The organism is Xanthomonas massiliensis, assembly GCF_900018785.1.
GTDB lineage: Bacteria > Pseudomonadota > Gammaproteobacteria > Xanthomonadales > Xanthomonadaceae > Xanthomonas_B > Xanthomonas_B massiliensis.
Genome location: NZ_FCOY01000006.1, coordinates 1,194,814 through 1,207,150 on the forward strand (window position 1 = coordinate 1,194,814; position 12,337 = coordinate 1,207,150).

Sequence of the window (12,337 nt, forward strand, 5' to 3'; positions counted from 1 at the left end):
CCGGCGCGGGCTCTTGCGAAGGATTCGCGTGCTGCTCAGATGGCCACGGTGGCGAGCTTCTTGCGCCGGCCGTAGATCAGCGTGGCCAGGGCGCGCGAGACCGTGATCGCAGTGAACATCGAGGCGAAGATGCCGATGATCATGGTCAGCGCGAAGCCCTTGAGCGGGCCGGTGCCGAAGGCATACAGCGCCACGCCGACGATCAGGCCGGTGAGGTTGGCGTCCAGGATGGTGCCCCCGGCGCGGTCGTAGCCGGCCGCGATCGCCGCCTTGGCCGGCAGGCCCAGGCGCAGCTCCTCGCGGATGCGTTCGTTGATCAGCACGTTGGCGTCCACCGACAGGCCCACCGACAGCGCCAGGCCGGCGAAGCCCGGCAGGGTCATGGTCGCGCCGAACACCGACATCACCGCCACCACGATCAGCAGGTTGAACAGCAGCGCCACCGAGGTGATCAGGCCGAACACGCGGTAGTAGATGCTGAAGAACACCAGGGTGAACACGAAGGCATAGACCACCGCGGTGACGCCGCGCTGGACGTTCTCCGCGCCCAGGCTGGGCCCGATGATGCGCTCCTCGACGAAATCCATCGGCGCGGCCAGCGAACCGGCGCGCAGCAGCTTGGCGAGGTTGTCGGCCTCCTTCTTCTCCAGGCCGGTGGTGCGGAAGTTCTTGCCGAACACGCCGGCGATGCGGGTCGGCGACAGGGCCTCCTCGCGCACCCGGGTGCCGCGCACTTCCTTGCCGTCCACCACCGTCACGGTGGGGATGCGCTCGACGTAGACCACCGACATCAGCTTGCCGACGTTGGCGCTGGTGAAGTCGAACATGCGCTGGCCACCCACGTTGTTGAGGGTGATGTTCACCGCCGGCAGGCCGTTCTCGTCCACGCCGGTGGTGGCATTGACCATCTGGTCGCCGGTCACCAGCACGCGCTTGCTCAGCAGCACCGGCATGCCGGTGTCGCGCACGTGGTACAGGCGCGCCTCGGGCGGCACCCGGCCGGTACGCGCGGCATCGACCGCATCGCCGTCGACCACGGAGCGGAACTCCAGGGTGGCGGTGGCGCCGATCATGCGCTTGGCCTCGGCAGTGTCCTGCACGCCCGGCAGCTCGACCACGATGCGGTCGCTGCCCTGGCGCTGGATGATCGGCTCGGCCACGCCCAGCTCGTTGACGCGGTTGCGCAGCGTGGTGATGTTCTGCTCGATCGCGCCGGAGGCGATCTGCGCCAGCTCGCTGTCGGGAATGGTCACGGTGATGCGGCTGCCGGAGACCGCATAGCCCAGCGTCGGCTGCGACTTGGCCAGCGCGTCGCGGGCCTGGTCGGGATTGCTGCCGCTGCCCAGCGCCACCACGATGCTGTTGTCCGGGCGGCGGTCCACCGACTGGTAGGCGATGCGCGCATCGCGCAGGGTCACCCGCATGTCCTCGGCATAGGCGTCCACGCGCTTTTCCAGCGCCGCCTTCTGGTCCACCTGCAGCACGAAGTGCACGCCGCCCTGCAGGTCCAGGCCGAGCACCATCGGGCGCCCGCCGAGCCGGGTCAGCCAGTCCGGCACGGTGGAGGCCAGGTTCAGCGCCACCACGTAGTTCTCGCCCAGCTTGTCGCGCAGCACGTCGTTGGCGCGCGACTGGGTGGTCAGCGAATCCAGGCGCACGATCATGCTGTCGCCTTCGCGCGCCACCGACTTGGGCTTGATGCCGGCGGTGGCCAGGTCGTCCAGCACGCCCTGGCGCAGGGCGTCGTCGAGCTGGGAACCGCGGTTGGCGGTGATCTGGACCGAGGGGTCCTTCTGGTACACGTTCGGCAGCGCGTAGATCACGCTGGCGACCAGCACGGCCAGGATGAGGAAGTATTTCCAGCGGGGAAATTCGAGCATTGCGCAATCCCGCGCGGCGCCGGTCGGCACCGCGTCCAGTGGGGTCAGAAACGGATCAGGCGGCGGACTTGAGCGTGCCCTTGGGCAGCACGTTGGCGATGGCGCCCTTCTGCACGCGCAGGCGCACGTTGTCGGCGACTTCCACGGTGATGAAGCTCTCGCCCACGTCGGTGACCACGCCGGCCAGGCCGCCGTTGGTGATCACCTCGTCGCCGCGGTTGAGCTTCTCGAGCATGGCGCGGTGTTCCTTCTGGCGCTTGACCTGCGGGCGGATCATCAGGAAGTACATGACCGCGATCAGGATGATGGGGAACAGCAGCGTGGTGATCCCCATGCCGCCGGCAGGCTGGCCGCCGCCGGCCGCCTGGGCGTGGGCAACGGGAATCAGGAAGTCGAGCAGGTTCATCGGTCACGTCCCATGGTTTGTACGGCCTGCGCCTGGCGCGGGCCGTGGAGTGGAGGCCGCCGTCACGGCGGCGAACAAGCTCGCGATTATGCCACGAGCGCGCCGCTGCCTGCCCGGACGGGGCTCAGTCGCCGCGCGACGGCGGCGGCAGCGCGCCACGGGCCGCATAGAAGGACTGCCGGAACGCGGCGAAGGTTCCCGCCTCGATCGCCGCGCGCATGTCGGCCATCAGCTTCTCGTAGTAGTACAGGTTGTGCAGGGTGCCCAGGATCGGTCCCAGCATCTCGTTGCAGCGGTCCAGGTGGCGCAGGTAGGCGCGGCTGTAGCCGCCGCGGCAGGCGTGGCAGCCGCAGCCGGGCTCGATCGGGTCCAGGTCGCGCTCGTACCTGGCGTTGCGGATGCGCACCGTGCCGAACGAGGTGAAATAGTGGCCGTTGCGGGCGTTGCGGGTGGGCATGACGCAGTCGAACATGTCCACGCCGCGGTAGACGCCCTCGACCAGGTCCTCGGGCCGGCCCACGCCCATCAGGTAGCGCGGCCGCTCGGCCGGCAGCAGCGGGTGCATGTGGTCGAGCATGGCGTTGCGCTCGTGCTCGGGCTCGCCCACCGCCAGCCCGCCGATGGCGTAGCCGTCGAAGCCGATCGCCTGCAGCCCCTCGGCCGAGCGGTCGCGCAGGCCCGGGTGCACCCCGCCCTGGACGATGCCGAACAGCGCGGCGTCGTTGCCCAGCGCGTCGTGCGCCTCGCGCGAGCGCGCGGCCCAGCGCAGGCTCAGCTCCATCGAGCGGCGCGCCACCTCATCGGTGGCCGGGTACGGCGTGCACTCGTCGAAGATCATCACCACGTCCGAGTCCAGCACGTGCTGGATGTGCATGCTGACCTCGGGACTCAGGAACACCCGCGAACCGTCGGTCGGCGCGGCGAAGGTGACGCCTTCCTCGGTGATCTTGCGGCGATGCGCCAGCGAAAACACCTGGAAGCCGCCCGAGTCGGTCAGGATCGGCCCGTCCCACCGGCAGAATCCGTGCAGGCCGCCGTGGGCGGCGATGACCTCCAGCCCCGGGCGCAGGAACAGGTGGAAGGTGTTGCCGAGGATCATCTCCGCACCCAGCGCGCGCAGCTGCTCCGGCAGCATCCCCTTGACCGACCCGTAGGTGCCCACCGGCATGAAGGTCGGCGTCTGCACGGTGCCGCGCGGGAAGGCCAGCTGGCCGCGGCGGGCGCGGCCGTCGCGGTGGGTCAGGTTGAAGCTCAGTCGTGACATGGGCTACTCGTGGTCGTTCAGGCCGGGCGCGTCATCGCGAACACGTCGCGGGTGCCGGTGTACTGGTTGCCGCCCAGGCGGCCGACCAGGTCGAGTTGGCGCGGGTCGACATGGCGCGCATCGGCCAGCACCGCATCGTCGATGTGGGCCACCAGCACCTCCGCGAACAGCAGGTGGCGGCTGGGGTGCCCGGCGGGATACGGCATGGCCTGCACCAGCCGGCACTCGAAGGCGACCGGCGCGCCGGCCACGCGCCGCGGCGCGACCGTGTCGCTGGCGACCGAGGCGATGCCGCAGCGCTCGAACTCGCTGACCTCCGGCCCCAGGGTCGCCGAGCTGGCGTTCATCGCCTCGGCCTGTGCCTGGCTGACCAGTTGCACCACCAGCTCGCCGCTGTCGCGCGCATTGCGCAGGGTGTCCTTCTCGCTGCCGTCCGGGCGCGGGCTGATCGACACGATCAGCGTCGGCGGTGCGTCGCAGATCACCTGGAAGAAACTGAACGGCGCCAGGTTGTCCACGCCGGCGGCCGAGCGCGTGGAAATCCAGGCGATCGGCCGTGGGGTGACCGTGGCGGCGAGCCAGCGATAGGCTTCGGCTCCGTCCAGCTGGCGAAAATCAAGGCGCATGGTCCGATCCTTCCCCCGCGGCGGCGTCCTGGGGGAAAAGCAGCATGGCATCGCCATAGGAGAAGAACCGGTAGCGCTCGCGCACCGCATGGCGATAGGCGGCGAAGATGCGCTCCTTCCCGGCGAAGGCGGACACCAGCATCATCAGCGTGCTCTCGGGCAGGTGGAAGTTGGTGAACAGCGCATCGATCGCGGCGAAGCGGTAGCCGGGATAGATGAAGATGTCGGTCTCGCCGGCGAAGGCGGCGAGCGTGCCGCCGCGCGCGGCGGTCTCCAGCGAGCGCGCCACCGTGGTGCCCACCGCCACGACGCGGTTGCCGCGCGCGCGCGTGGCGGCGATGTGCTCCACCAGCCCGGCCTCGACCCGGCACCATTCGCTGTGCATGTGGTGCTGGCTGACGTCCTCCACGCGCATCGGCTGGAACGTGCCGGCACCGACGTGCAGGGTGACATGGCCGGTCTCGATGCCCCGGTCCGCCAACGCCGCCAGCAGCGCCTGGTCGAAATGCAGGCCGGCGGTCGGCGCGGCCACCGCGCCCGGTTCGCGGGCGAACACGGTCTGGTAGCGCTCGATGTCGCCGGCGCCGGGGTCGCGGTGGATGTACGGCGGCAGCGGCAGCCGCCCGGCGTGGGTCAGCCAGGTTTCCAGGGGGCCGTCCACGTCGAAGCGCAGCCGGTAGAACTCGCCGTCGCGGCCCAGCACCTCGGCCTCGCCGCCGGCATCGAGCACGATGCGGCTGCCCGGCTTGGGCGACTTGCTCACGCCCAGCTGCGCGCGGGCGCCGTTGCCGGGCAGCAGCCGCTCGATCAGGATCTCGACCCGGCCGCCGCTGGCCTTGTGGCCGAACAGCCGTGCCGGAATCACCCGGGTATCGTTGAACACCAGCAGGTCGCCGGGCTGCAGGTAGCCGGGCAGGTCGCGCACGTGGCGGTCGGCGAACGCGGCCGGCGCCGGCGGTACCACCAGCAGGCGGCTGGCCGAGCGCTCCGGCAGCGGCGCCTGCGCGATCAGTTCCTCGGGCAGGTCGTAGTGGAAATCGGACTTCTTCAACGCAGGACATCGGCAAAAACGAAGCCGGTCATTGTAGCGGCGGGCCGGGCGCAAGCGGCGGACCGGCGGAGGCGCCCGCCAAGCCCGCTGCCCCGACGCAGCTCCCGGCCGGGCCTGCCGCCGGCCGACGAGAGGGCCGCCCTGCCGCCACCTGGGGAAAAATCCAGGCACCGCGGCGTTCCATCCGCCCCGCCTCTTGCCGCCGCGGCATCCGCGGCATGTTCCCGCCATGTCCGTGCATGCCCGCATTTCCTGCGGTCGCACGGCCGCGGCCGGCCCGCGTCCCCGGCCCGCGACGCCCGGAAGATCCCGGCGTCAACGGTCGAACTTGGTGGACAGGATGATCGCCGAGGTGGTGCGCTCCACGCCGTCCAGGCTGCCGATGCGGTCGGTGAGCACGTCCATCTCCCCCACCGAGGCGACCACGCCGAGGGCCATCAGGTCGAACGGGCCGCTCACCGAATGCAGTTCGCGCACCTCCGGGATCGCCTGCAGCGCCTTGACCACGCCGGTCATGTGCCGCGGCGCCACGGTGACCATGATGTGGGCACGGATGCAGCCGGCCTCGTAGGCCTCGTGCACGCGCACCGTGTAGCCGGCGATCACGCCCTGGCGCTCGAGCCGGTCGATGCGGCTCTGCACCGTGGTGCGCGAGAGCCCCAGCCGGCGCGCGATCTGCGCGGTGGAGGTACGCGCGTCCTCGCGCAACAGGGACAACAGGCGCTCGTCGGCGGGCGAAATCTTCATTCGGTCGAACCGGCTCGTCGTATCGCCGAAATATGGCGGCGTTCCGGTCGGATCATAGCTGCCATCCGACGAACCCATCCAGATAATGAAAGGCACGGTCCTCATTCCGGAGAGAGTGCATGTCCCTGCTTGCCCCCCTCGCCCCGCTGCGCGCCCACGCCGGCGCCCGCCTCACCGAAGGCCTGGACGACGCCACGGTGCTGCGCCTGGCCGGCTCGCACCCGGCCCTGGCCGCGGCCATCGCCGCCGCCGGCACCGAGTACGCCGGCCTGGGCACGGACGTCGCCGACCTGCTGGACCAGGACGAGGCCGAGCAGGTCCGCCGGGTGCAGGCCGGCTTCGTCAACTTCTACGCCGACGATGCGGTGCAGCCATACGTGGCGCTGGCCGCGCGCGGGCCCTGGATCGTCACCCTCAAGGGCGCGGTGCTGTACGACGCCGGCGGCTACGGCATGCTCGGCGCCGGCCACTCGCCGGAAGCGGTGCTGGCCGCGCTGGCACGGCCGCAGATGATGGCCAACATCATGACGCCCAGCCTGGCGCAGCTGCGCTTCGACCGCGCCCTGCGCGCGGAGATCGGCCATACCCGTTCCCCGGGCGGCCGCGGTTGCCCGTACGCCAAGTTCATGTGCCTCAACTCCGGCTCGGAGGCCGTGGGCCTGGCCGGGCGCATCGCCGACATCAACAGCAAGCTGGCCACCGACCCGGGCGCCGCACATGCCGGCCGCGCGATCAAGCGGATCGTGGTCAAGGGCAGCTTCCACGGCCGCACCGAGCCGCCGGCGCGCTATTCCGATTCCTCGCGCGGCGACTACGTCCGCCACCTGGCCAGCTACCGCGACGAGGACTCGCTGATCGCGATCCCGCCCTACGACGTGGCCGCGCTGGAGCAGGCGTTCGCCGATGCCGAGACCCACGGCTGGCACATCGAGGCGCTGTTCCTGGAGCCGGTGATGGGCGAAGGCGACCCCGGCCGCTCGGTGCCGGTGGACTTCTACGCCGCCGCGCGGCGCCTGACCCGCGAACACGGCAGCCTGTTCCTGGTCGATTCGATCCAGGCCGGCCTGCGCGCGCAGGGCGTGCTGTCGATCGTCGACTACCCCGGTTTCGAGGGACAGGAGGCACCGGACATGGAGACCTACTCCAAGGCGCTCAACGCCGCCCAGTTCCCGCTGTCGGTGCTGGCGCTGGACGCGCGCGCCGCCGGGCTGTACCGCAAGGGCGTGTACGGCAACACCATGACCTCCAACCCGCGCGCGCTCGACGTCGCCTGCGCGGCCCTGTCCCTGCTGACGCCGCAGCTGCGCGAGAACATCCGTGCCCGCGGCGAGCAGGCGGTGCGCAAGCTGGAAGCGCTGAAGAAGGAGCTGGGCGGGCTGATCACCGGCGTGCAGGGCACCGGCCTGCTGTTCTCCTGCGAGCTGGCGCCGCAGTTCAAGTGCTACGGCGCCGGCTCGACCGAGGAATGGCTGCGCCGGCACGGCCTGAACGTGATCCACGGCGGCGCCAACTCGCTGCGCTTCACCCCGCACTTCGCCATCGACGAGGCCGAGTTGGACCTGCTGGTCGGCCTGGTCGGCCGGGCGCTGCGCGAAGGGCCGCGCCGGCAGGCCACTGCCTGAACCGGCACGCCTGAGCACTGGCGATTCCCTGGTCCGCCGCCCCGCCCCATTCGGCCAGGCGGCTGCCACTCACTCCGGCACGGGGACGAGCACGACCTGCGGCCCGCGCGCCACGGACGGCACCGCCCACAGGCCATGGCAGCCGTCGTAGCGGCTGCAGCTCTGGTAGTAGCCCGGCCCGTAGCGCACCTGCCGCGCGTCGCGGTTGTACGGGCTGCGCAAATAGTCCGGCCCGTAGCGGCCGTTGCCGTAGTACTTCGCCGCTCCGCCTCCCGCGAAGCCCGGTACTACGGCCGGCGATGCCGGCCACGCGCCGTCGGCCGGCGCCACCGCCGCATCGCCGGCTTCGGCCTGCGCGTAGCCGTATTCCGGATCGTAGGCGGGCGCCTTGCGGAAATAGATCGTCCCGCCGTCGCGGCTGCGCACCCCCAGGCGCTCGTAGCCGTCGCGGCCGTAGTACCAGGCCTGGCCGTCGCGGAGCACCACCTCGGCCGGATTCACTTCCTCCTCGACCCACGCCGTCGCGGCCGGCCGCGCACCGGCCGGGACCGCGGCCATCAGGACGAACGCGAGCACCACCGCCTTGCCGAGCATGTCCATCTCCCTTCTCCCTGGCAGTCGAATCGACGCGAAGCACCGCCCCCTGCCCACGTCGGGGACGGTCCGGACTGTAGCCCAACGCACGCCGGGGACGAACCCGGCCCCGGCCGCCACCGCGCCGATCCACGCGCCCGCGGCGTGCCGGCCGCTGGCGGCGCGCGCGGCGCCTGGGTCACACTGTGCGGACCGCCCCCAGCTTCCCTCCCGGCCATGAAGATCGTCGAAGTCACCCATCCCCTCGTCCGCCACAAGATCGGCCTGCTGCGTGACGCGTCGCTCAGCACCAAGGGCTTCCGCGAACTGGTGACCGAGCTCGGCACCCTGCTCGCCTACGAGGCCACCGCCGACCTGGAGACGGAGACCTATACCCAGCAGGGCTGGGCCGGTCCGGTACGGGTGGAGCGCATCGCCGGCGCCAAGATCACCGTGGTGCCGATCCTGCGCGCCGGCCTGGGCATGCTGCCCGGCGTCCTGGCGCTGATCCCAGCCGCGCGGGTCAGCGTGGTCGGCCTGCAGCGCGACGAGGAGACGCTGCAGCCCGTGCCCTACTTCGAGCGCCTGACCGGGCGCCTGGAAGAACGCGACGCGCTGATCCTCGACCCGATGCTGGCCACCGGCGGCACCCTGATCGCCACCATCGCCATGCTCAAGCGCGCCGGGGCGCGGCGTATCAAGGGCATCTTCCTGGTCGCCGCCCCGGAGGGCCTGCGCGCGGTCGAAGCGGGGCATCCGGACGTGGAGATCTACACCGCCGCCATCGACCAGCGCCTCAACGAGAAGGGCTACATCCTGCCCGGCCTGGGCGATGCCGGCGACCGCATCTTCGGTACCCGCCTGGAGTGACCGGCGGAAGCGGCGGGTGCCTCTCCCCCGCCGCGGTTTGTCGCAGCGATGCCATATTCGTTCCCCCCGTCTCGCCTAATCTCGCCCGTTGCCATATCGGCCCCAAAGGAGAACTCCATGTACAAGACCCTCGTGGCGAGCGCGCTCCTCGCCGTCGCCCTGGCCGCCGCCCCGTCCGCCTTCGCCGCCCCCACGGCGCAGCAGCAGCGCATGGCCGACTGTTCGCACCAGAACAAGGGCAAGACCGGCCAGGCCTACAAGGACGCCCAGCAGGCCTGCCTGTCCGGCAAGAGCGCGCCGGCCGCCGCGGCCACCACGCCGCAGGCGCGGATGAAGGCCTGCAATGCCGAGGCCGGCACCAAGAAGCTCGCCGGCGATGCACGCAAGACCTTCATGAGCAGTTGCCTCAAGAAGTCCTGATCGCCCGGCGCATGCCCGGCATGCCGGAAGGGCCCGCATCGCGGGCCCTTCTTGTTTCGGGCCTCGGTCGCTCCCGGGGACGCCATCGCCAAGCCATCGGCGGCGGCGGCGATGCCATGCGGCCGGCCCGGGCGGACCACCCCGGACACTGCCCCATCGCGTCCCTCCCCGGCGCATCCCCTATGGCCCGGTGCAATGCGAGGACCGGGGACTCGCCCGCCACGGAAGGGCCTGCCGGCCGATGCCCGGCATGTCTGCAGCCGGCTGCGCCCCTCCCGCCTTCACCGCGACGCCCGGCCATAGGGGATGCGCCGGCCTGGTCTCGGAGCCGCCATGTCCCGCCCTGCATCGACCGCTGCCGTGGCCACGGCAGCGCGTCGCGGCGCGGGCCGCCGGCCGGGAAGCCGAATCGCCATCGCGACCGCCCGCCGACGCTGGATGGGCTTGCCCTGCCATGACGCCGGATGGGCTTGCCGCGCCGTCCGGACAGTTCCACGATGCCGAACTTCCCGAGCGGGCCGGCAAGCATCTCGCCGGGCGACGGTCGCAGGAAGGCACCATCCCGATGGCGGCCGTTCTCCCGAACTTCGCGCGAACTCCCGCGGCCCACTCCCGAGTTCCAGGCCATATCCCGAGGCCGCCCAGCCTGCCGTCCTGGCAAGCCGCACCATATCCACACTCCCATGCCGAAGCCGCCATGCCCATGATCGACGAAACCCGCGGCATCCAGTCCGTGGCCCGGGCGATGGCCCTGCTCGAGGCCCTGGCCGCCGCCGGCGGCGAGGCGCGCCTGGTGGACCTGTCGGCGCGCCTCGGCCTGGGCAAGAGCACCCTGCACGGCCTGCTCAACACCCTGGCGGCGCTGGGCTATGTCGCGCGCCACGGCACGCGCTACGCGCTGGGACTGCGCCTGCGCGAGATTGCCCAGCCGTTGGCGGATGCCGACGCGACGCTGCGCGCGGCGTTCATGCCGGCGCTGCAGGAACTGGCCCGGCGCAGCGGCGAGACCTGCTACCTCGCCGTGCCCTGCGGTACGCGCGAGTACCTCTACATCGATGCCGTGGAAGGCCACGGCAGCCTGCGCGTGGCCAGCCCGCGCGGCCGCCGCGAGGGCCTCACCACCTCGGCCATCGGCAAGGTCTTCCTGGCGCACGATCCGGCCCTGCTGCGCAGCCTGCGCCGGGCCGGGCAGGTACCGCCCGCGCTCGACTACGAGCTCGGGGCGATCGACGGCCAGGGCTACGCGCTGGACCTGGAGGAGGCCGAGCCCGGCCTGAACTGCCTGGCGCTGCCGCTGCGCCGGCAGGGCCGCGTGGTCGCGGCGCTCGGCGTCGCCGGCCCGGCCCAGCGCCTGCGCGCGCCACTGCTGCGCGGGCTGGCGGCGACCTGCATGCGCGACATGTTCGCCATGCTCAAACTTTAGCGCCGGATCGGCCATGCCCCCTTCCCGCGGTCCGGTGCCGCGGGAATCATCGGCCCCCCCTTCCACGTCCAGGAGTCCCCGCATGTCCCCCGCGCTCAGCGAAACCACCGTCGGCCAGGTCATCGAACGCGCCAGGGCATCGGCATGCGCACGGCGCTTCGCCGTCAACATCGCCGTCGTGGACGAGTCCGGCCTGCTGCGCGGCTTCCTGCGCATGGACGATGCGGTGCCCGGCGCCATCGACGTGTCGATCAAGAAGGCCCGCACCGCGGCGCTGTTCCGCACCGACAGCCTGGAACTCGGTGCGGCGGCGCAGCCGGGCGGGGCGATCTACACGCTGGAATCCAGCAACGGCGGCCTGATCAGCTTCGGCGGCGGCATCGTGCTGCGCGACGCGCAGGGCCGCGCCGTGGGCGCGGTGGGCGTGGCCGGCGCCACGGTCGAGGCCGACCAGGCGATCGCGCTGGAGGCCGTGGCGCGCGCGTGATCGCGGGGGTCTCAGAGCCGCACGCGTTCGGCCAGGAAGTCGAGGAAGGCGCGCACCCGCAGCGGCAGGTAGCCGCCCTGGCCCATGAACACCGCGTGCACCTCCTCGGTGTCGCCGGGGTTGCAGTCCTCGAGCACCGGCACCAGGCGACCGGCGGCGATGTCCTCGCGCGCCTGGAATGCGGCCAGCCGTGCCAGCCCCAGCCCGGCCAGGGCCAGCCGGCGCACCGCCTCGCCGTCGCTGGCCTGGGCGTTGCCGGCCGGCACCACGAGGCAATCCTCGCCGCCGTGGCGCAGCGGCCAGCCGCTGGCCGCGCGCATGTAGTTCAGGCCCAGCAGGTTGTGACGGCGCAGGTCGTCCGTGGTGGCCGGCGTGCCGGCGCGCGCCAGGTACGCCGGGGCGCCGACGATCACCATGCGGGTGGCGCCGAGCCGGCGCGCGACCAGGCTGGAGCTCTTGAGCGGGCCGGCGCGCACAGCCACGTCGGTGCGCTGCTCGAGCACGTCCACGACCTCGTCGGTCAGCACGATGTCCAGGCTCACCCCGGGATGACGGGCCAGGAACTCCGGCACCAGCGGCAGCAGGAAATGATGGCCGAACGGCACGTTGGCGTTCACCCGCAGGCGCCCGCGCGGCTGCGAATGCTCGCTGGCCAGGCGCTCGGCCTCGTCCAGGTCGGCGAGGATGCGCACGCCGCGCTCGTAGAACGCGCAGCCCTCGGGCGTGAGCTGGATCCGGCGGGTGGAGCGGTTCACCAGGCGCGTGCCCAGGCGCTGCTCCAGCCGCGCCACCAGCTTGCTCACCGCCGAGGGCGTCATGCCGCAGGCCCGCGCCGCCGCGGAGAAGCCGCCGAGCTCGATCACCCGCACGAACACGTCCAGTTCGCCGGAACGGTTCACTTCCAAGCGGGCCATGGCCGTCTCCTTGGTGAATTGGATTCACAAATGATGTTCTTAAGGCAGTCTATT

General features: G+C 71.6%; 13 protein-coding genes. 5 read left to right on the plus strand and 8 right to left on the minus strand.

Features of this window, described 5'->3' with window-relative positions; translation table 11 throughout:
- Nucleotides 1-35: 35 nt before the first annotated feature.
- The 6 genes from secD to BN3794_RS08345 form a co-directional block, all read right to left on the minus strand.
- Nucleotides 36-1,880 (minus strand): protein translocase subunit SecD, encoded by a 1,845-nt coding sequence (secD, locus tag BN3794_RS08320; protein WP_066095946.1) that lies wholly within the window; start codon nt 1,878-1,880, stop codon nt 36-38.
- A 55-nt stretch (nt 1,881-1,935) separates the two neighbouring features.
- Nucleotides 1,936-2,286: a preprotein translocase subunit YajC gene (gene yajC, locus BN3794_RS08325; protein WP_066095949.1), complete on the minus strand. Its 351-nt coding sequence runs from the start codon at nt 2,284-2,286 to the stop codon at nt 1,936-1,938.
- 124 nt (nt 2,287-2,410) lie between these two features.
- Nucleotides 2,411-3,550, minus strand: coding sequence for a tRNA guanosine(34) transglycosylase Tgt (gene tgt, locus BN3794_RS08330; protein WP_066095952.1), 1,140 nt, complete (start codon nt 3,548-3,550; stop codon nt 2,411-2,413).
- Between the two features lie 17 nt (nt 3,551-3,567).
- The gene (locus BN3794_RS08335) at nt 3,568-4,176 is read right to left on the minus strand and encodes a flavin reductase family protein (RefSeq protein WP_066095955.1); all 609 of its coding nucleotides are present in this window, start codon (nt 4,174-4,176) and stop codon (nt 3,568-3,570) included.
- A complete protein-coding gene (gene queA / locus BN3794_RS08340) occupies nt 4,166-5,227 on the minus strand; it encodes a tRNA preQ1(34) S-adenosylmethionine ribosyltransferase-isomerase QueA (protein ID WP_066095960.1) in 1,062 nt (353 codons plus the stop codon). The genes BN3794_RS08335 and queA overlap by 11 nt, the downstream gene beginning before the upstream one ends.
- Nucleotides 5,228-5,542: 315 nt before the next feature.
- Complete coding sequence (locus tag BN3794_RS08345) at nt 5,543-5,974, minus strand: Lrp/AsnC family transcriptional regulator (RefSeq protein ID WP_066095963.1); 432 nt, start codon at nt 5,972-5,974, stop codon at nt 5,543-5,545.
- 119 nt (nt 5,975-6,093) lie between these two features.
- On the opposite strand from BN3794_RS08345, the gene BN3794_RS08350 reads away from it, so the two are divergent.
- On the plus strand, nt 6,094-7,596 hold the full coding sequence (locus BN3794_RS08350; RefSeq protein WP_066095966.1) for an aminotransferase class III-fold pyridoxal phosphate-dependent enzyme: 1,503 nt from the start codon (nt 6,094-6,096) through the stop codon (nt 7,594-7,596).
- Between the two features lie 69 nt (nt 7,597-7,665).
- Here BN3794_RS08350 and BN3794_RS08355 read toward each other — a convergent pair whose 3' ends face one another.
- Nucleotides 7,666-8,196, minus strand: coding sequence for a hypothetical protein (locus BN3794_RS08355; protein ID WP_066095969.1), 531 nt, complete (start codon nt 8,194-8,196; stop codon nt 7,666-7,668).
- Nucleotides 8,197-8,406: 210 nt separating this feature from the next.
- Between BN3794_RS08355 and upp the strand changes: the two genes are divergently transcribed.
- From upp to BN3794_RS08375, 4 genes are all read left to right on the plus strand, one after another.
- Nucleotides 8,407-9,039 carry a uracil phosphoribosyltransferase gene (gene upp, locus BN3794_RS08360; RefSeq protein WP_066095971.1) on the plus strand — a complete coding sequence of 211 codons (633 nt, stop codon included), beginning with the start codon at nt 8,407-8,409 and terminating at the stop codon, nt 9,037-9,039.
- Between the two features lie 117 nt (nt 9,040-9,156).
- A complete protein-coding gene (locus BN3794_RS08365) occupies nt 9,157-9,459 on the plus strand; it encodes a PsiF family protein (protein WP_066095973.1) in 303 nt (100 codons plus the stop codon).
- Nucleotides 9,460-10,162: 703 nt separating this feature from the next.
- Entirely contained in the window at nt 10,163-10,882 is a 720-nt protein-coding gene (locus BN3794_RS08370; RefSeq protein WP_066095976.1) for an IclR family transcriptional regulator, read from the plus strand.
- Nucleotides 10,883-10,964: 82 nt separating this feature from the next.
- Nucleotides 10,965-11,369, plus strand: coding sequence for a GlcG/HbpS family heme-binding protein (locus BN3794_RS08375; protein ID WP_066095979.1), 405 nt, complete (start codon nt 10,965-10,967; stop codon nt 11,367-11,369).
- Nucleotides 11,370-11,380: 11 nt separating this feature from the next.
- On the opposite strand, the gene BN3794_RS08380 is transcribed toward BN3794_RS08375, so the two are convergent.
- Nucleotides 11,381-12,283 (minus strand): LysR family transcriptional regulator, encoded by a 903-nt coding sequence (locus tag BN3794_RS08380; RefSeq protein ID WP_066095982.1) that lies wholly within the window; start codon nt 12,281-12,283, stop codon nt 11,381-11,383.
- Nucleotides 12,284-12,337: the final 54 nt, after the last annotated feature.

What these genes read in the sequence shown, in the direction of transcription:
- BN3794_RS08365 (WP_066095973.1), top strand. Translation starts at nt 9,157, where the DNA reads ATGTACAAGACCCTCGTGGCGAGCGCGCTCCTCGCCGTCGCCCTGGCC.
- BN3794_RS08350 (WP_066095966.1), top strand. Translation starts at nt 6,094, where the DNA reads ATGTCCCTGCTTGCCCCCCTCGCCCCGCTGCGCGCCCACGCCGGCGCC.
- BN3794_RS08375 (WP_066095979.1), top strand. Translation starts at nt 10,965, where the DNA reads ATGTCCCCCGCGCTCAGCGAAACCACCGTCGGCCAGGTCATCGAACGC.
- tgt (WP_066095952.1), bottom strand. Translation starts at nt 3,550, where the DNA reads ATGTCACGACTGAGCTTCAACCTGACCCACCGCGACGGCCGCGCCCGC.
- upp (WP_066095971.1), top strand. Translation starts at nt 8,407, where the DNA reads ATGAAGATCGTCGAAGTCACCCATCCCCTCGTCCGCCACAAGATCGGC.
- BN3794_RS08335 (WP_066095955.1), bottom strand. Translation starts at nt 4,176, where the DNA reads ATGCGCCTTGATTTTCGCCAGCTGGACGGAGCCGAAGCCTATCGCTGG.
- BN3794_RS08370 (WP_066095976.1), top strand. Translation starts at nt 10,163, where the DNA reads ATGATCGACGAAACCCGCGGCATCCAGTCCGTGGCCCGGGCGATGGCC.
- BN3794_RS08380 (WP_066095982.1), bottom strand. Translation starts at nt 12,283, where the DNA reads ATGGCCCGCTTGGAAGTGAACCGTTCCGGCGAACTGGACGTGTTCGTG.
- yajC (WP_066095949.1), bottom strand. Translation starts at nt 2,286, where the DNA reads ATGAACCTGCTCGACTTCCTGATTCCCGTTGCCCACGCCCAGGCGGCC.
- BN3794_RS08345 (WP_066095963.1), bottom strand. Translation starts at nt 5,974, where the DNA reads ATGAAGATTTCGCCCGCCGACGAGCGCCTGTTGTCCCTGTTGCGCGAG.
- BN3794_RS08355 (WP_066095969.1), bottom strand. Translation starts at nt 8,196, where the DNA reads ATGGACATGCTCGGCAAGGCGGTGGTGCTCGCGTTCGTCCTGATGGCC.
- secD (WP_066095946.1), bottom strand. Translation starts at nt 1,880, where the DNA reads ATGCTCGAATTTCCCCGCTGGAAATACTTCCTCATCCTGGCCGTGCTG.